This is a genomic window from Methylorubrum salsuginis, from assembly GCF_900114375.1.
Classification (GTDB): Bacteria; Pseudomonadota; Alphaproteobacteria; order Rhizobiales; family Beijerinckiaceae; genus Methylobacterium; species Methylobacterium salsuginis.
Genome location: NZ_FOSV01000022.1, coordinates 1 through 16,600, shown reverse-complemented (window position 1 = coordinate 16,600; position 16,600 = coordinate 1). Strand labels below are relative to the sequence as shown.

General features: G+C 68.5%; 19 protein-coding genes. 6 read left to right on the top strand and 13 right to left on the bottom strand.

From position 1 onward, the window contains the following. Positions 1–13 precede the first annotated feature (13 nt). The 12 genes from BM140_RS20235 to BM140_RS20180 all read right to left on the bottom strand — a co-directional run bounded on the left by BM140_RS20235 (position 14) and on the right by BM140_RS20180 (position 10,866). A complete protein-coding gene (locus tag BM140_RS20235) occupies positions 14–232 on the bottom strand; it encodes a hypothetical protein (protein WP_091950470.1) in 219 nt (72 codons plus the stop codon). Positions 233–322: 90 nt separating this feature from the next. Further along, positions 323–1,072 (bottom strand): glutaredoxin family protein, encoded by a 750-nt coding sequence (locus tag BM140_RS20230; protein ID WP_091950468.1) that lies wholly within the window; start codon positions 1,070–1,072, stop codon positions 323–325. 77 nt (positions 1,073–1,149) lie between these two features. Next, positions 1,150–1,581 (bottom strand): CopM family metallochaperone, encoded by a 432-nt coding sequence (gene copM, locus BM140_RS20225; RefSeq protein WP_091950466.1) that lies wholly within the window; start codon positions 1,579–1,581, stop codon positions 1,150–1,152. Positions 1,582–1,603: 22 nt separating this feature from the next. After that, positions 1,604–1,969, bottom strand: a complete 366-nt coding sequence (locus tag BM140_RS20220; protein ID WP_091950464.1) for a hypothetical protein — start codon at positions 1,967–1,969, stop codon at positions 1,604–1,606. 24 nt (positions 1,970–1,993) lie between these two features. After that, positions 1,994–5,143: an efflux RND transporter permease subunit gene (locus BM140_RS20215; protein ID WP_091950462.1), complete on the bottom strand. Its 3,150-nt coding sequence runs from the start codon at positions 5,141–5,143 to the stop codon at positions 1,994–1,996. Positions 5,144–5,155: 12 nt separating this feature from the next. Then, complete coding sequence (locus tag BM140_RS20210; protein WP_091950460.1) at positions 5,156–6,886, bottom strand: efflux RND transporter periplasmic adaptor subunit; 1,731 nt, start codon at positions 6,884–6,886, stop codon at positions 5,156–5,158. 85 nt (positions 6,887–6,971) lie between these two features. Next, a complete protein-coding gene (locus tag BM140_RS20205; protein ID WP_091950458.1) occupies positions 6,972–7,430 on the bottom strand; it encodes a hypothetical protein in 459 nt (152 codons plus the stop codon). A 92-nt stretch (positions 7,431–7,522) separates the two neighbouring features. Further along, a complete protein-coding gene (locus BM140_RS20200; RefSeq protein WP_091950456.1) occupies positions 7,523–7,732 on the bottom strand; it encodes a heavy-metal-associated domain-containing protein in 210 nt (69 codons plus the stop codon). Between the two features lie 77 nt (positions 7,733–7,809). Next, entirely contained in the window at positions 7,810–9,012 is a 1,203-nt protein-coding gene (locus BM140_RS20195; RefSeq protein WP_091950454.1) for an MFS transporter, read from the bottom strand. Beyond that, the gene (gene arsB, locus BM140_RS20190) at positions 9,002–10,069 is read right to left on the bottom strand and encodes an ACR3 family arsenite efflux transporter (RefSeq protein ID WP_091950452.1); all 1,068 of its coding nucleotides are present in this window, start codon (positions 10,067–10,069) and stop codon (positions 9,002–9,004) included. The genes BM140_RS20195 and arsB overlap by 11 nt, the downstream gene beginning before the upstream one ends. A gap of 7 nt (positions 10,070–10,076) precedes the next feature. Continuing rightward, positions 10,077–10,514 carry an arsenate reductase (glutaredoxin) gene (gene arsC, locus BM140_RS20185; RefSeq protein WP_091950450.1) on the bottom strand — a complete coding sequence of 146 codons (438 nt, stop codon included), beginning with the start codon at positions 10,512–10,514 and terminating at the stop codon, positions 10,077–10,079. Continuing rightward, complete coding sequence (locus BM140_RS20180) at positions 10,507–10,866, bottom strand: ArsR/SmtB family transcription factor (protein WP_091748223.1); 360 nt, start codon at positions 10,864–10,866, stop codon at positions 10,507–10,509. The genes arsC and BM140_RS20180 overlap by 8 nt, the downstream gene beginning before the upstream one ends. A gap of 50 nt (positions 10,867–10,916) precedes the next feature. Here BM140_RS20180 and arsH point away from each other — a divergent pair, with 50 nt between their 5' ends. From arsH to BM140_RS20150, 6 genes are all read left to right on the top strand, one after another. Continuing rightward, the gene (gene arsH / locus BM140_RS20175; RefSeq protein WP_091950448.1) at positions 10,917–11,663 is read left to right on the top strand and encodes an arsenical resistance protein ArsH; all 747 of its coding nucleotides are present in this window, start codon (positions 10,917–10,919) and stop codon (positions 11,661–11,663) included. A 364-nt stretch (positions 11,664–12,027) separates the two neighbouring features. Further along, positions 12,028–12,483, top strand: coding sequence for a carboxymuconolactone decarboxylase family protein (locus tag BM140_RS20170; protein ID WP_091950446.1), 456 nt, complete (start codon positions 12,028–12,030; stop codon positions 12,481–12,483). A gap of 208 nt (positions 12,484–12,691) precedes the next feature. Beyond that, the gene (locus BM140_RS20165; RefSeq protein WP_091950444.1) at positions 12,692–13,441 is read left to right on the top strand and encodes an SDR family oxidoreductase; all 750 of its coding nucleotides are present in this window, start codon (positions 12,692–12,694) and stop codon (positions 13,439–13,441) included. A gap of 41 nt (positions 13,442–13,482) precedes the next feature. Then, entirely contained in the window at positions 13,483–13,899 is a 417-nt protein-coding gene (locus BM140_RS20160; RefSeq protein WP_091950442.1) for a cupin domain-containing protein, read from the top strand. Positions 13,900–13,946: 47 nt separating this feature from the next. Then, positions 13,947–14,900, top strand: a complete 954-nt coding sequence (locus tag BM140_RS20155) for a sigma-70 family RNA polymerase sigma factor (protein ID WP_091950440.1) — start codon at positions 13,947–13,949, stop codon at positions 14,898–14,900. 393 nt (positions 14,901–15,293) lie between these two features. Continuing rightward, the gene (locus BM140_RS20150) at positions 15,294–15,923 is read left to right on the top strand and encodes a tyrosine-type recombinase/integrase (protein ID WP_091950438.1); all 630 of its coding nucleotides are present in this window, start codon (positions 15,294–15,296) and stop codon (positions 15,921–15,923) included. Between the two features lie 192 nt (positions 15,924–16,115). Here the strand turns inward: BM140_RS20150 and BM140_RS20145 are convergent. Next, positions 16,116–16,600 (bottom strand): transposase (locus tag BM140_RS20145; RefSeq protein WP_165616508.1); only part of this gene is annotated, 485 nt, incomplete at its 5' end.

Here is a 16,600-nt window from a genome sequence, read left to right as displayed (position 1 = left end):
ATGATGCCCGACCTCAGCCGCGCTTGGTCATGTTCATGGACATGCCCTCGCAGCAGCATCCGCCCTTCTTCCCCTTCATGGCGCCATGGTTCATGGCCATGCCGCCCTTCGGCCCGGCCTTGCCGCACATCATGGCACCCTTGCCCTTGCCGCCGCCGCAACACGACATCGCCATGGCGGGGGACGCCGCCAGCAGCAGCAGGGCGGCCGAGGCCAGTACGATCCGGTTCATGAACCCCCTCCTTACCCGACGAACCCGTCGGTCTCGCTTTCGATAGGGCTTCCCATCGTGGGAGGGTCAAGCCGCGGTGCCGTCGGTCGCTCAGTGGTGCACCGCCAGCATCCAAACGGCCATGGCAACCATCATAAGATTCTCGGTCAGCGAGACGAAGCCGAGCGGCACCTTGCTCGACCCGCCGACGCAGGCGCACTTGATGTCCCGCTTGTCGACGTAGACCGCCTTGAACACCGAGACCGCCCCGACCGTACCGATGAACAGGGCCACCGGGATCGAGATCCAGTTCAGTGCGCCCGCCACCATCAGGACGCCGGCGACGCCCTCCAGGAACGGGTAGGCGTAGGCGTAGCGCACCCACCGCTGCCCGAGCAGGTCGTAGCCAAGGAACATCGAGGAGAAGCTCTCGACGTCTTGCAGCTTCAGGAGGGCGAGCACGCACATGCTGAAGGCGATGAACCATTCGGCGGCGCGCATCGTGAGCGGCGTTCCGTAGACGGCCTGGCTCGCCGCCAGGGCCATCAGCGCGGTCATCGAGAACACTGCGACGACGGGCGTGTAGGTCGTCGCGTTCGGGTCGTTGGCGGCCTCGCCGAAGTGGCGCCTGAGGTCGTCGAAGCCCCCGACCCGCTCGCCGTTGATGAAGGTCTGCGGCGTGGTCCTGACTTGATGCTCGGCCTTGAAGCGGTCGGTCTCCTCCCGCGTGGTCAGGAGGTGGTCATCGACCTGGAAGCCCTTACGTTCGAGCAGGTCCTTGGCCTTGAGCCCGTAAGGGCAGGTGTGTTCGGGGGTGGCCATCCGATAGAGGGCGGCCTTGCGGACGGTGGCTTCGGGCATCGTGCTCTCCTGCCTGATCTCGGGTGACGGGGGGCGGACCGGAGCCACCGAAGGGCCGCCCCGATCCGGCGTTTCCACTACTTGCCGTGCTGCTTCAGCCAGGCCTCCATCTCGGAGATCTCCTTCTCCTGATCGTCGATGATCTTTTGAGCCATCGCCTTGGTGGCCGGGTCCTTGGCGTGCTTGAGCGCCACCTGGGCCATCGCCACCGCGCCCTTGTGGTGCGGGATCATGTGCGTGCGGAAGTCGACGTCGGCGTTGCCGGTGTAGGGCACGTGCATGTCGTGCATCATGGTCATGTCGGCGGCCTTGAAGTCCTTGGTCGAGGCCGGGTCCTTCGGGTCCGGCTTCATCGCCTGGATCATCTTCATCATGTCGTTGTCGTGCGTCGCGGACGCGTTGCCCGGCATCGCGCGGCCGCCATGCGAGTGCATGCCCTGAGCGGCGGCGGGGCCGGCGAGGCCGGCCGACAGGAGGGCGACGACGGCGAGGGTGCGAAGGTGGGTCATGGGCTTTCCTCTCTGTGTGGGGTCAGTTGAACTTGCCGCTGGCGGTCGCGCCGTCGGGGCCGGTGAGCTGCACGGCGCCCTTCGGGCTCGCACCGAGAGCCATCGCGGCCTTGCCGGTGAGGCGGTTGCCGTCGGCCGGCTCCAGCGACACGCGGGCCGGCTTGCCGTCGACGACGAGGATAGCCGTTCCTTTGAAGCCCGCGGCCGGGACCGGCTTCTGGCCCTCGTCGGACACGAACACGTCGACGGTGTCGCCCTTAGCGACGAGCTCGACGTGGAACTTGCCGGCGTCCGTCACCCGGCCGCCGTGCTGGCCGGAGGTCTCGTGGGCATAGGCGGTGGTCGCGGCGAGCAGACCGGCGACCAGGGTAAGTCTCGTTAGGATCACGCTCTCGTCTCCTCTTGGGTGTGGTCAGTAGGCCTCGGCCGGGCGCGGGCGCGCGCCGTCCGGGGATGGGTGGGCCGGCGCCTCGGCGTGTAGGGCGCGCAGCCGCTCCAGCGGCTTGGCGCCGAAGCGCAGGAACAGGACGGGGGTCAGGAAGGTGTCGAGCAGCGTCGCGCTGACGAGGCCGCCGAAGATCGTCACCGCGACCGGGTGCAGGATCTCCTTGCCCGGGCTCGCCGCGTCGTAGAGCAGCGGCACCAGGGCGACGCCAGCCGAGAGCGCCGTCATCAGCACCGGGGTCAGCCGCTCCAGGCTGCCGCGCACGACGAGGTCGGGGCCGAACGGCATGCCCTCATGCAGCGACAGGTTCAGGTAGTGGCTGATCTTCAGGATGCCGTTGCGCGCCGCGATGCCGGTCAGCGTGATGAAGCCGATCATCGACGCCACGGACAGCGGCTGCCCGACGAGCCACAGGGCCGCCACCGAGCCGATCAGCGCCAGCGGCACGTTGCCCATGATGATGAGCGCGAGCGCGGCCGAGCGGTAGCGGCTGAACAGGATGGCGAAGACCAGGGCCAGGGACAGCGCCGAGAGCGCCGCGATGGTCCGGCTCGCCTCCTCCTGCGCCTGGAAGGTGCCCTCCAGGCTGGTGAAGAAGCCGGGCGGCAGCGGCTCCTTCGCCACGGCCTCACGGATGGCCGCCACGATGGTGGCCATGTCGCTCTCGCCGTCGGTGTTGGCCTGGACGACGATGCGGCGGCGGGCGTTCTCGCGCAGGATCTGGTTCGGCCCGTCGGTCTCGCGGATGTCGGCGACCTGGCGCGCCGGCACCCAGCCAGAGGGCGTCTCCAGCAGCAGATCGCCCAGTCCGGCGGTGGTCCGGCGGTTCTCCGACAGGCGCAGTACCACGTCGAAGCGGCGCACGCCGTCGACCACGGTGGAGACCACCCTGCCGTTCGAGAGGCGGCTGATCTGCTCGACCACCGCGGCCGGCTGGACCCCGTAGAGGGCCGCCCGGGTGTAGACGACCCGCACCTCAAGTTGCGGGATGCGCACCTGCCGCTCGACCTGCAGGTCGACGAGACCCGGAATCGCGGCCATCCGGTCGCGCAGGGAGTTGGCGACCCGGCGCAGGGCGTCGAGATCCTCGCCGAACACCTTGAGCGCGATCTCCGCCCGCACGCCGGACAGCATGTGGTCGAGCCGGTGCGAGATGGGCTGGCCGACGTTGACCGCCACCGGCAGGGACGCGAGGCGCCCGCGCATGTCGGCGACGAGCGCCTCCTTCGGGCGCTTCTGGTCTTCGTCGAGCGCCACCTCGATCTCCGAGGAGTGAACACCCTCCGCGTGCTCATCGAGTTCGGCCCGTCCGGTGCGGCGGCCGACCGCCTTCACGCCCGGGATGTCGAGGATCAGCTTCTCGGCGATCAGCCCGACCCGGTTGCTCTCGGCGAGCGAGATGCCCGGGTTGAAGGTCATGTTGACCGTGAACGAACCTTCGTTGAACGGCGGCAGGAAGGCCCGCGGCAGGTTCCAGGCGGCGACGCCCGCAGCCACCACCGCCACCGCGACGCTGCCGACGAGCAGGCCCTGGTGCCGAAAGGCGACCCGGAGCAGGGCGGCGTTGCCGCGCTTGAGCAGCTTGAGGAGGCGGCTGTCGTGCTCCTCCAGGTTCCTCAGGCCCGGCAGCAGCAGGGACGCCAGGACAGGCGTCAGGGTGATGGATGTCAGCAGGCTCGCCAGGATCGAAATGATGTAGGCCTGCCCCAGGGGGGCGAAGAGCCGGCCCTCGATGCCCGAGAGTGCGAACAGCGGCACGAACACCAGGATGATGATGAGCGTCGCGTAGACGATGCCGGAGCGCACCTCGTTCGAGGCCTCGACCACCACTTGGAACACGCCCTTGGGATTGCCCTCCCGCCGGTTCTCGCCGAGGCGCCGGTAGATGTTCTCGACGTCGACCACGGCGTCGTCGACGAGTTCGCCGATAGCGATGGCGATCCCGCCCAGCGTCATCGTGTTGATCGACAGCCCGAACAGGTGGAACACCACTGCGGTGGTCAGGATCGACACCGGGATGGCGAGCAGCGAGATCGCGGTGGTGCGCACGTTCAGCAGGAACGCGAACAGCACCACCGCCACCACCAGCACGGCCTCGACGAGGACGCGCTCGACGTTGCGGATCGAGGTCTCGATGAAGTCGGCCTGCCGGAACAGGACCTGGTCGGCCCGGATGCCGGCCGGCAGGGTCGGCGACATCTCCCTCAGGGCGGTCTCGATGCTGCGGGTCAGCCGCGCCGTGTCGACGTCGGGCTGCTTCTCGACCGAGACGATGACCGCGGGCTTGGCCATGTAGCCGGCGTCTCCGCGTTTGACCTTCGCGCCGAAGGACACCTCGGCGACTTGGCGCAGGTGGACCGGCGTATCGGCGACCGTGGCGACCACGAGGTTGCGCAGGTCGTCGAGGCTCATGGTCCGGCCGATGTTCCGGATGAGGTACTCGCGGGAATGCTGGTCGGTGAAGCCGCCGCCGGCATTGGTGCCGAACTGGGCGAGCGCCGCCTCAAGCCCGGCGTTCGTCACCCCGAGCGAGCGCATGGCGGCCGGGTTCGGGCTGACCCTGAACTGGCGCACCTCGCCGCCGATGGGGATGACCTGCGCCACGCCCGGGATGGTCAGGAGCCGCGGCCTAATGGTGAAGTCGGCGACCTCGCGGACTTGCATGGGGGTCGCGGCCTCGCCGGTGACCGCCACCAGCAGGATCTGCCCCATGATGGACGAGACGGGCCCCATCACCGGGGTGATGCCCCGCGGCAGCTGGTCCTGCACCATGGCGAGGCGCTCGGCGACCTGCTGGCGGTTGCGGTAGATGTCGGTGCCCCAGTCGAACTCGACGTAGGTGACCGACAGGCCGACGCCCGAGACCGAGCGCACCCGGGTCACGCCGGGCAGCCCGTTCATCCGGGTCTCGATGGGATAGGTGACGAGCTGCTCGACCTCCTGGGGGGCGTAGCCCTCCGCCTCCGTCATGATGGTGACGGTGGGCTTGTTGAGGTCGGGGAAGACGTCGACGGGCAGCTTGGTCGCGGTGAAGGCGCCGAAGAGCACCAGCACCGTGGCCATGGCGAGGACGAGCAGGCGGTTGCGGACCGACTGGCTGACGAGGAAGGTGAACATCGGGCGGTCTCCTCAGCGAACCTGGTCGAGGAGTTCGGCGCCCTGGGTCACCACCCGCTTTCCGGGTCCGATCCCCTCGGCGACCAGCACGCGGCCGCCGTCGAGCGGCTCGACCCGCACCGGCCGGGCCTCGAAGCGCTCGGCGGTGGTGTGCTCGTAGACGACGTCCTGCCCGTTGCCGGCGCGCACGACGGCGGCGCGCGGCAGCGCCAAGCCGGACTGCTCGGTGTCGGTTCCGGCCAGCACGGTCATGAATTGCCCGACCCGCAGGCCGGTGGCGTCGCCCTGCACCGCGAACTGGACCGGGATGGCCTGGTTGCGGTCGGCGAGGCCCGTGCCCTGGTAGGCGAGCCTCAGGGTGCGTCCGTCGGCGAGCCGCGCCGTGGCGTCCTGCGCCGCGGTCAGGGCGTCGAAGCTCAGCGCCTCGACCCAGAGTCGGTTCGGATCGACGATCTGGAAGACCATGGCGCCGGGCGCCGCCATCTGGCCGGCGACCGCGGTGGCCTGCGCCACGACCCCGTCCACCGGCGAGACGAGGGTCTCGGGCTGTTGCCTGATCTTGTCGAGGGCGGCACGGCGGTCGTGCAGGCCGTCTAGCTCGGCCTGGGCGTCGTCGAGCTGGGTCCGGGCGACAGCGCCCGAGATGGCGAGGCGCTTGAAGCGCTCGACCCGGCGCTCGACGATGGCGATTTGCTGATCGAGTTCGCCCTGGCGCTGGCGCATGTCGGAGACGTCGATGGCCTGAACCGGCGGGGTCACTGTGGCGAGCACGTCGCCCTTGCGCACCTTGGTGCCGAGGCGGGGGAACAGCCCGGAGGGCGGGGGCGAGAGCCGACCGCCGACCGAGGACTGCACGACGCCGCTGGCGTTCGGGTCCGGGATGATGCGGCCCGGGAGCTCGACCGAGCGGTGGAAGCTGCCCTGCTCGGTCATGGTGGTGCGCAGGACGAGGAGCCGCTGCGTAGGCTTCGGCACGAAGACGGAGCCGTCAGGCAGGCGCTGCGCGAGGTCGGAGGAACCCGGGGCCCGGGGCTCGATCAGCGCCGCCCCCTGCACGGGCGCGCCATGGTCCTCGTCGCCATGCGCGAAGGCGGCGGTACCGAGGACGAGGGTGATGCCGATGGCGACCACGGCCAGGACCGGAGCGGCGCGGCGTCCGCGGGCGAGCGCCGTCACGAGGACGCCGAGCAGGAAGGCGACGGCGACCGCGGCCACGAGGGTCGGGTCCTTGGCGCTCAGGCGATCCGTGACGCCGTGGGCGACCTTGGACACCCGCGCCAGGGCCGCCTTCGCCGGAGCCGGCTTGGCGGTGGCCGCCGCGGAAACCTTCGGGTCGGGCACGGTGACCGCGAGGGTGAGCACGTCCACGGCGTCGCCCGCGGTGACGGTCGCGACGAGCTCGTGGCGGCCCGGCTTCGACAGCCACGGGGCCGGTAGCGCGTAGCCGCCGTCGGCCGTGGCGGTCGCTACCTTGGGGCCATCCGGCGTCTCGACCTCGATGGTCGCGCCGGGCACCGGCTCGTTCGACCGGAAGCGGTCGAGGAACAGCGTCAGGGTGCCGTCGCGCGGGATGGCGACGAGCTCGAAGGCATCAGAGAGCGCCTCGCCGCGCGGGGCGATGGTCTTCGAGACGGGCGGCGGGGCGGCGCCGTGGTCGTGCCCCTCGTGGGCGCGCACGGGCCCCGCCAGGACGGCGGCAAGCAGCGCCACCGCGCCAAAGGCGGCGGCAAGACGGATCGGCATGAAAGGGAATCCTCGCGTCGGGAAGTCCGGACGGCGCCGTTCGCGGGCGCAATCCGGGCGTCGCGCGCCTCGGGCGCGCCCTACTTCACGCGAGGGTTCGTGGGGGCTTGGGCAGGGCCTCGGGGCCGGCGCCCGAGCGGCCGACGACGTCGCGCGGGATCAGCGTGACGGTCCGGAACAGCGACGGGGATAGGACCGAGGGTCCGGATAGGACGCCGGTAGCGCAGCAGGCCATCGTCCCGCAGCAGCGGGTTTGGCAACCGGGCCGGCAGCAATCGTCCTGTACGGGTTCGATGCGCGCCGGCGCGATAGCCGGGAGCGCGACCTTGGACAAGGTCGGGGCCTCGGACCGGATCGCCGGCTTGGCGGGGGTAGTCACCGCCGCATCGGTCGTCGCGGGGACGGCCTTGTGCTGGGGCGCGGCCACGTGGTGGCCGTGGTGCGAGTGGCCCTCGTGGGCCTGAACGGCGGACGGCGCGACGTAGGCGATGATCGCGAGGATCATCGCCGCCATCAGGCGCGCGATTTGCCGGTCGAGGCACATGGGTCTGGCTTACACCGTTTCGGGTGGCGGGACTATGCCCACGGGTGGGACGAGAATGCCGGATCGAGGCTTATGGTTGCCGCCGTTCCGGTTCAGGCCGCGGCCAACGGCGCGGCGGGGAAGCCGGCATTCGCGATAGCCTGGGCGATCTGGTCGTCCGGGACGGTCGCACCCGCCACCGTGACGAGCTTCGCACCGAGGTCGACCTCGACCCGGGCGTTCGGCTCGATGTCCTGGACGGCGCGGGTCACCAACTTGGCGCAGCCACCGCAGCCCATCTTCTCGGACTTGAAGCGTTGCATGGCGCTCTCCCATGGGTAACGTCTCACCCAGATGGGGTTTTCCATGATGGGAAGGTCAAGGGCCACTTAGGCTCCGCTCAGCCAAGCCCGCCGCTCCCTTCGACGGCGTTCGGCCGTGCGCCCCACAAGGCTATTGCCAGCCCCAGGTTCAACAGCGCGAGCGCCGCCAGCAGGCCGTAGGCGGCGTCGGCGCCGCCGTAGGTAAGCGCCACCGCTCCAAGGGAGGGTGCCACGGCCTGTGCGATCAGGCCCGGCCGGGCCAGGCGCCCCACAAGAACCGGGTAGCGGACCTGGCCGAACAGGGCCAGCGGCACCGTGCCCCGGGCGATGGAGTAGATCCCGTTGCCCGCGCCGTAGAGCACCAGGGCGAGGCCGACCGCCGGCACGCCCGCCGCCAAGATGACCAGCCCCAGGACCACCAGCGCCATGGCCACGGTCAGGGTCCAGAGCGGGTGGTGCCGGCCCTTGTTCGCCATCTCGACGATGCGGGCCCCGACCTGGGCCGGCCCGATCAGCGCGCCATAGGAGACGGCCGCGGCCAGCGCGACGCCACGGGCCTGCAGCAGAGCGATCAGGTGCACCGAGACCAGCGTCATCACGGTGCCGCCCAGCACGAGTACGCTGGCCATCAGCCGGTAGGCCCGGCGTTCGCGGGGTGTCAGAGGACCGTCCGCGTTGTGCTCCTCACCTGTTGCGGGCTTCCGGGCAGGTGCCTGCGGGATCAGGCCCAGTACCAGTGGCAGGGTCACGACGAGGTGCAACCCGGCATAGGCGACGCAGGCGTGGCGCCAGCCGACCTGCTCCACGAGGGCGGCCGAGAGCGGCCAGCAGACGGTGCTAGCGAACCCGCCCCAGAGCGTCAGGGTGGTGATGGCCGGACGCGCCTCGGCGCCGTAGAGCCGGCCGAGGGTGGCGAAGGCGGGATCGTAGAGGCCGCAGCCCATGCCAAGGCCGAGGAGAAGCCAACCGGCGAGGAACACCGGCAGGCTCGGTGCCAGGCCGAGCACGACGTGGCCCGCCGCCAGCAGCAGGGCGGCGCATGCCAGGACCGGGCGACCCCCGTGCCGGTGGATGGCGATTCCGACCCGGGGCGAGGCCAAGGCCGCCACCAGCAAGCCGATGGACAGGCCGCCGACCACCCAGGCCAGGGGCCATCCGGTATCCGCCGCGATGGGCCCGGCGAGCACCGCTGGCAGGTAGAAGGACGAGCCCCAGGCGAGGATCTCCACCACGCCCAGGGCCGAAATCACGACGAGGCGGCTGCGGGCCTCAGACCTCACGGGAGGCGGGCTTGAGCGCCGCTCCCTTGCCTGCCGCCCCACGCTCGTACCAACCCTGCGAGCGGTTCACGATCCACACCACCGACAACATAACTGGCACCTCGATGAGCACGCCGACCACGGTGGCGAGCGCCGCGCCCGAGTTGAAGCCGAACAGGCTGATGGCGGCGGCCACCGCGAGCTCGAAGAAGTTGGAAGCGCCGATCAGCGCCGAGGGGCCGGCTACGCAGTGCTGCTCGCCCGCGGCGCGGTTCAGGAGGTAGGCCAATCCCGAGTTCAGGTAGACCTGGATGAGGATGGGCACCGCGAGCATGCCGATGACCGCCGGCTGCGCAAGGATCTGCTCACCCTGGAAGCCGAACAGCAACACCAGGGTGGCCAGGAGGGCGACGAGCGACACCGGCCCAAGCTTGCCGAGCAGCCGGTCGAGGGAGGCTTGGCCGCCGGTGGCCAGCACGCTTCGGCGAACCACCTGCGCGATCACAACCGGGATTACGATGTAGAGGATCACCGACAGCACCAGCGTGCCCCAGGGCACCGTGATCGCCGAGAGCCCGAGCAGCAGGCCGACAATTGGGGCGAAGGCCACCACCATGATGGTGTCGTTGAGCGCCACCTGGCTCAGGGTGAAGTGCGGCTCGCCCTTCGTCAGGTTCGACCAGACGAACACCATCGCGGTGCAGGGCGCTGCCGCCAGGATGATGAGCCCGGCGATGTAGCTGTCGACTTGGTCGGCGGGCAGGTAGGGCCGGAACAGGTACCCGATGAACAGCCAGCCGAGCGCGGCCATCGAGAATGGCTTCACCGCCCAGTTGATGAATAGCGTCACGCCGATGCCGCGCCAGTGCCGCCCGACGTGGCGCAGCGAGGCGAAGTCGATCTTGAGCAGCATGGGGATGACCATGAGCCAGATCAGGGCGGCCACCGGCAGGTTCACCTTGGCGACCTCGGCGTCGCCGACGGCGTGGAAGAAGCCCGGCATGACGTGGCCGAGCGCGATGCCGGCCAGGATGCAGAGGGCGACCCAGAGGGTCAGGTAGCGTTCGAAGGTGCTCATGGTGTTCTCAGGCGGTGGCGACGCGGCGGCCGCGCTCGTCGACGACACGCTCGCCGTCCTCCTTCACGAACTCCCCCTGCTGGTCCGGCAGGAGGTCGAGCACCGCCTCGGAGGGCCGGCAGAGGCGCACGCCCTTTGGGCTGACCACGAGCGGGCGGTTCAGCAGGATCGGATGGGCCTCGATGGCGTCGAGCAACTGCTCGTCGGTGACCGCCGGGTCGCCGAGCCCGAGCTCGCCATAGGGCGTGCCCTTCTCGCGCAGCGCGTCCCGGACCGAGAGCCCAGCGCGGGCGAGCAGTTGCTTGAGGAGCGCCCAGCTCGGCGGGGTCTTGAGGTACTCAACCACGTGCGGCTCGACCCCGGCGTTGCGGATCATCGCGAGCGTGTTGCGGGACGTGCCGCACTCCGGGTTGTGGTAGATCACGACATCGAACGGCTCAGGCATGGGCGGTTTCTCCGGTGGTGCAATCGCAGGCGGCGAGTGCGGCGACCGCTGGGGCGCAGACCTCCGGGTGGCCCTGGCAGCAGTCGCGCATGAGGAACTGGACGAGGTCGGACAGGCCGGCGTAGGCGGCGCTGTAGATGACTGACTTGCCCTCGCGCCGGGATGTGATCAGCCCGGCGTGGGAGAGCTCCTTCAGGTGGAAGGACAGGTTGTTGCCGGCGACGTTCACCGTCTCGGCGAGGACGCCGGCGGCGAGCCCGTCCGGGCCGGCGGTGACCAGGGCGCGCACGACCCGGAGCCGATGCTCCTGGCCGAGGGCGGCGAAGGCGGCGAGGGCTTGCCGTTCGTCCATCGTATGACCTACATATCAACTATCGTTGAAGCATAGAGGAAAGAAGCGCATTGGACAAGCCTCAGCAGTCGTTCGCCGACGGGATGCCGAACCTCTCCGAGGCGCATTTCGAGGTGCCGACCGAGGAGCAGATGGCGACGCCGACACCGCTCGACCATGCGCCTCGGTTCCTCGTCCTCTACGGGTCGCTCCGGGAGCGGTCGTTCAGCCGGTTCCTTGCCTACGAGACCGCGCGATTGCTGGAGGCGATGGGTGGCGAGGTCCGCATCTTCCACGCGGACGGGCTGCCGCTGCCGGACGACGGCACTGCCGACCACCCGAAGGTGCGGGACCTACGACAGCTCTCGATCTGGTCGGACGGACAGGTCTGGATCAGCCCCGAGCGGCACGGCAACATGACCGGGGTGATGAAGAGCCAGATCGACTGGCTGCCGCTGAGTGAGGGCTCGGTCCGCCCGACGCAGGGCCGCACCCTGGCCGTCATGCAGGTCTCGGGCGGTTCGCAGAGCTTCAACGCCGTGAACAGCCTGCGGGTGCTGGGGCGCTGGATGCGGATGATCACCATCCCGAACCAGTCGTCGGTGCCGATGGCCTACAAGGAGTTCGACGATGCCGGCCGCATGAAGCCCGGGCCGCTCTACGACCGTGTCGTGGACGTCTGCGAGGAACTGATGAAGTTCACGCTGCTGACCCGCGGGCGTGCCGATTACCTCGTCGACCGCTACTCCGAGCGGAAGGAGCGCGAGCCCGAGCAACTCAATGGCGTCGCCGCCGACATCGGGTTCGTGAAGCGGTAGGTCTGCTCTTGCACCGTAAGCGGACGCTTGATTGATTGAAGATGAATGCCTGCTTGTGGCGCGGAACTGAACAAGGCGGGGGCGAACTCCTGACCCCAAGCGGACTCTGGGGTGACGGCCGCTGAAGGACCGGATGGGGTGGGGAGCGGACCCTATCCCTCCGCCCGAGAGCGAACGTTTCGCTTCCGACCCATGTCGGTCGTCAATCAATCTGCTCGGCCCGCTTGGAAGCGGATGTAGATACTCTCAGCTGGAAGATGATCCGCTTTGTGAAAGAATGCGGCATCGCATGTCACAACCGTGCAGATCGGTTCGTCATGGCTCCGAACGTCGATCTCCGGCGCTCCGAGCACAAGGATGAGACATGAGCGAGATCAAGCGACTGATCTGGAACGAGGTGGCCCCGCAGGGGGCCAAAGCGTTCTATGGCATTCATCACTACATCACCACTGGCACCGATCTGCCCAACGAGCTGATCCATCTCGTCTTTCTGCGAGTGTCGCAGATTAATGGCTGCGCGCACTGCATCGACTTGCACACCCGGGATCTCCTTAAGACGATGCCGTTCGAGAAGGTCGCCCTGGTTCCGGTCTGGGCCGAGGTACCCCACCTGTTTCCTGACCAATACCGCGCCGCGCTCGCTTGGGCGGAGGAAGTCACGCTGGTCAGCGATACGCACGCTTCCGATGAGGCCTATGCGGCCGCAAGCACGGCCTTCGCGCCCAAGGATCTGGTGGACCTCACGATCACCATCGCGGCGATGAACGCGTTCAACCGCCTCGGTGCACCCTTCCGCCTCCCGGTCCAGGCAAAAATTTAGTCGGTTCTGCGCTCTGTCAGGGGCGGCGCCAGCGCCGTCCCATTCCCGCGGATGTCGATCGATCTCCGGCGGCATTTCCACGTCTCACGTCGCTGATTTTTTCCGGGGCATGTCACATTGGGACCGACCCGCCTCGTCATTTGTTCGACGGGCGCCCGAAAGCGGCAAGGAGCCGCCCCGTCCGTTCTCGAACGAGGAGACGGGTATCATGAAGATCGTGGTGATTGGCGGAAACGGCCTCATCGGCAGGCATCTGACGGCCGAACTGTCGCGACAAGGACATGAGGCTGTTGCGGCTTCGCCGAGCAGCGGGGTGAATGCTCTGACGGGCGAAGGTTTGGCCAGGGTTCTTGCCGGAGCCGACGTCGTCGTTGACGTGTCGAACTCTCCGTCCTTCGAGGACGCGGCGGTGCTCGACTTCTTCGAGCGCTCTGGCCGCAACCTCCTCGCCGCGGAGCGCGATGCAGGTGTGAAACATCACGTCGCCCTATCCATCGTCGGCACGGACCGCCTGGAGGGGAACGGATACTTCCTCGCGAAGGTCGCGCAGGAGCGGTTGATCGTGGCTTCTGGCCTTCCCTACACCATCGTCCGGGCGACGCAATTCTTCGAGTTCGTCGCGACGATTGCCCAGGCTTCCGTCGCAGGCGACCGCATCGTTGTTCCCGATGCCGACTTCCAGCCGATCGCCGCCGCCGATGTCGCCGCAGCGCTCGCCGACGTCGCGCCTGCTCCTCCGCGCAACGCGACGATCGAGATCGCCGGGCCGGACCGCCTGCCGTTCCGCGACTTCGTCGCCCACTCGATCGCATCCACCGGCGACCGTCGGGAGGTGCTGGCCGACCGGACGGCGCGCTACTTCGGCGCTGCGCTCGATAAGGGTTCGCTCGTTCCCGAGCATGCGGAAGCGGCACGGCTCGGGCCGACGCGGTTCGAGAGCTGGCTCGCTGCTGCCTGAACCGCCGCGCTTCTCCCCATCCACGAAGAAAGACACCTTCCATGTTCAGAGCAATTCTGCTGGGCGCCCTCGTTGCCGTCTCCGTCGTTCCTGCGATGGCGGCCGATGTTGCGAGGGGCGAGGCCCGGGTCACGACGATCTTCGACCATCCTCTACCTTCGGTTCCCGGCAAGAGCCTGCGCGGCGTCCTCGTCGAGTACGGTCCGGGCGGGTCCTCACCGTCCCACACCCACGCCGCATCGGCCTTCATCACGGCAACTGTGATCGAGGGCGCGGTGCGCAGCCGGATCAACGACGGCCCGGAGAAAGTCTTCCGCGTCGGCGAGAGCTTTGTCGAAATGCCGGGTGATCACCACGGTGTCAGCGCCAATGCCAGCGACGTCGAGCCCTCCAAGCTCCTCGCCGTCTTCGTCGTGGACACGGCTGACCGGGTGTTGACGACGCCGGACCGGCCCTGACAGCGGCGGCGCGGGAACTCGGCTGTTCAAGGCGGCAAGGATAGCCGATGGTCATCCACATCCGCTCAACCGGCTTCGTGTACGAGGAACGGCCCATGTCGCAGGCCGAAATCGCCACGGCGACCTTCGAGTCCCATCGCGCGCGGCTGTTGCGCATCGCCTACCGCATGCTTGGCTCGCGCAGCGACGCGGAGGATGTCGTGCAGAATGCCTGGCTGCGCTGGGTGGCGGTGGACCAGACGATGGTCTCTGCTCCCTATCCGTTCCTCGCGCGCATCGTGACGCGCCTCTGCCTCGACGAGATGAAGTCGGCCCGCGCCCGCCGGGAGACCTATGTCGGCGCTTGGCTGCCCGATCCACTCGTCGAGAGCGAGGAAGATGGGCTGGACAAAGATGACCTGACGCTGACGCTGATGATGGCGCTGGAGCGTCTGTCTCCGCTCGAGAGGGCGGCATTTCTCCTCCACGACGTCTTCGGCGTGCCGCTCGGCGAGGTGGCGGATGCGCTCGACCGGGAGGCGGCGGCTGTGCGCCAACTCGCCGTCCGGGCACGGCGGAACGTGGAGGCTGCGCGTCCGCGCTTCCCCGTGGAGCGCGAAGAGGGCGAGCGGATCGCACGGGCCTTCTTCGCGGCATCCACCAGCGGCGACACCGCAGCGCTGCGTACCCTTCTCGCCGAGAACGCGGTGCTGCGCTCCGATGGCGGCGGCAAGGTTTTGGCCTTCATCAACCCCATCACCGGATTGGATCGCCTCCTGCGCATGTTCGAGGGTGTGCGGCGCAAATGGGGTCAAGGCTGGGCGCAGATGCTCGAACCCGTCTGGATCGACGGCTTGCCCGGCTACGTCAGCCGCGAACGCGGCGACGTTCTCCAAACCACTGCGCTCGCCATCGAGAACGGCCGGATCACCGCGATCTACATCACCCGCAATCCCGACAAGCTGCGCCACGTCGCACAGGCGCTCGCGGTGGCACCGGACCCCACCGCGCGGACACAGTAATCAGACAGCAGGCGCCCCCGAAGTCGCCCTAACCCCACATTCAGCCCCTCAAGGTGTACCCCGGCTGCTGGAAGCTGAAGAATAACCGCCAAGGTCGCGGCCAACCGCCCCTTGGTCTTCGGTCAACAGTAGGAAGCAGGCGCGGGGCGATGTCCGCTCTTGCGTGCTGCCGCCGAAGGCGGATCGGCGGAAATCCACCCAACGCAGTCGTCGACCTCTGCCGCGTTAACAACCGGGAAGCGGACCTTCCCGGGGACCGCAACGGGTCGGGAGCGGGGATCCAGGCCCGCCGGCGCCAATGTCGGCTTTCGCTGCAGAGAGCCGTCATTCGACATTGGGCTCAGCGGCAGCATCGGGTTCTTCATGACGAGCTCCTCAACCCAGGAGCCTGTCATGCCCGAAGTCGTTACCGTTTCCACAAAACCGCGTGTTCCCTGGAACCGCGGGCGTATAGTCGGACCCAAACCGCCGCTGAAACCGAAGCACATCTGGGCCCTACGCACGCGCCTACAGCTCGCCAACCGCGCGCGAGACCTCGCCCTGTTCAACCTCGCCGTCGACAGCAAGCTGCGCGGGTGTGATCTCGTCGGCCTGCGCGTGAGCGACATCTACCTGGGCGACGCCGTGCGTCTCCGAGCGACCGTCTGCCAGCGCAAGACCGGCAGGCCGGTCCCGTTCGAGATCACCGAACCGACGCGCGAGGCTCTCGCGGCTTGGCTGACTGCGCGCAGGTTGAAAGCCGGCGACTGGCTGTTCCCGAGCCGCAGCCGACTCGGAGAGCATCTCACGACGCGGCATTACAGTCGCCTGGTCGACCGCTGGGTTGCCCTGATCGGCCTGGACCCCTCGGCGTTCGGCACGCACAGCCTGCGCCGTACGAAGGTCGCGCTGGTTTACAAGCGAACCGGCAATATCCGAGCTTGCCAGCTGCTCCTTGGCCATACCAAGCTGGAGAGCACGGTTCGCTACCTCGGCATTGAGGTTGACGACGCGCTTATCCTCTCAGAGCAGACCGAAATCTGAACCGGTCGCCGCGGTCGAAATGGCCGCGGCGTGCCAGCAGGATGGTCGCCCTCAGGGTGCCGAATGACCCCAAGCGGACACTAGACATGTGCCTGCCGAAGGTCCGGATTGGTTAGAGGCCGTGTGAGAACGCCGATTCGTCAGGCTTGGGTCTTTTGCGTGGAGCAGCGTGGCAGATCGAACTGGCGAGCCTCAGGCCCGGATGGCCGCCAGCAGCGGACCGACCCCGAAGATCTGGATCATCCGCTTCATGTTGTAGGCCAGAACCTGCAAGCTCATCTCGGTCCTGACCTTCGCCAGCGTCCGGGTCAGGAAGTGGGTTGCACCCATCCAGGCCTTCAGCGTGCCGAATGGGTGCTCCACGGTCTGGCGACGGATCTTCATCGCATCCGGCATCCGGTCGAGCCGCGCCTGCATCGCATCGAGCACGCCCTCGTGCACCCAGCGCTTGACCCGGCGCGTCTCCGTCGGCGTGCAGCGGGGCTTGAGCGCACAATCGAGGCAAGCCGTCAGGTTGCGGTAGTGGTCCATCGCGTCGCCCTCGGCCCGGCGATCGGATCGGGCGGCCCCCTTGGTCAGGTGCTGGCCGGCGGGACAGGTGTAGTGGTCCCGTTCGGCGTCGTAGACGAAGTCCTGTCCCGTGAAGAGGCCACGCTTGGCGTGGCCCGAGGTCAGGG

Excerpts from the sequence above, each read along its gene's own strand:
- BM140_RS20170 (WP_091950446.1), top strand. The coding sequence starts at position 12,028 with ATGAGCGAGATCAAGCGACTGATCTGGAACGAGGTGGCCCCGCAGGGG.
- BM140_RS20155 (WP_091950440.1), top strand. The coding sequence starts at position 13,947 with ATGGTCATCCACATCCGCTCAACCGGCTTCGTGTACGAGGAACGGCCC.
- BM140_RS20165 (WP_091950444.1), top strand. The coding sequence starts at position 12,692 with ATGAAGATCGTGGTGATTGGCGGAAACGGCCTCATCGGCAGGCATCTG.
- BM140_RS20180 (WP_091748223.1), bottom strand. The coding sequence starts at position 10,866 with ATGGACGAACGGCAAGCCCTCGCCGCCTTCGCCGCCCTCGGCCAGGAG.
- BM140_RS20160 (WP_091950442.1), top strand. The coding sequence starts at position 13,483 with ATGTTCAGAGCAATTCTGCTGGGCGCCCTCGTTGCCGTCTCCGTCGTT.
- BM140_RS20235 (WP_091950470.1), bottom strand. The coding sequence starts at position 232 with ATGAACCGGATCGTACTGGCCTCGGCCGCCCTGCTGCTGCTGGCGGCG.
- copM (WP_091950466.1), bottom strand. The coding sequence starts at position 1,581 with ATGACCCACCTTCGCACCCTCGCCGTCGTCGCCCTCCTGTCGGCCGGC.
- BM140_RS20205 (WP_091950458.1), bottom strand. The coding sequence starts at position 7,430 with ATGTGCCTCGACCGGCAAATCGCGCGCCTGATGGCGGCGATGATCCTC.
- arsB (WP_091950452.1), bottom strand. The coding sequence starts at position 10,069 with ATGAGCACCTTCGAACGCTACCTGACCCTCTGGGTCGCCCTCTGCATC.
- BM140_RS20215 (WP_091950462.1), bottom strand. The coding sequence starts at position 5,143 with ATGTTCACCTTCCTCGTCAGCCAGTCGGTCCGCAACCGCCTGCTCGTC.
- BM140_RS20210 (WP_091950460.1), bottom strand. The coding sequence starts at position 6,886 with ATGCCGATCCGTCTTGCCGCCGCCTTTGGCGCGGTGGCGCTGCTTGCC.
- arsC (WP_091950450.1), bottom strand. The coding sequence starts at position 10,514 with ATGCCTGAGCCGTTCGATGTCGTGATCTACCACAACCCGGAGTGCGGC.
- BM140_RS20230 (WP_091950468.1), bottom strand. The coding sequence starts at position 1,072 with ATGCCCGAAGCCACCGTCCGCAAGGCCGCCCTCTATCGGATGGCCACC.
- BM140_RS20200 (WP_091950456.1), bottom strand. The coding sequence starts at position 7,732 with ATGCAACGCTTCAAGTCCGAGAAGATGGGCTGCGGTGGCTGCGCCAAG.
- BM140_RS20150 (WP_091950438.1), top strand. The coding sequence starts at position 15,294 with ATGCCCGAAGTCGTTACCGTTTCCACAAAACCGCGTGTTCCCTGGAAC.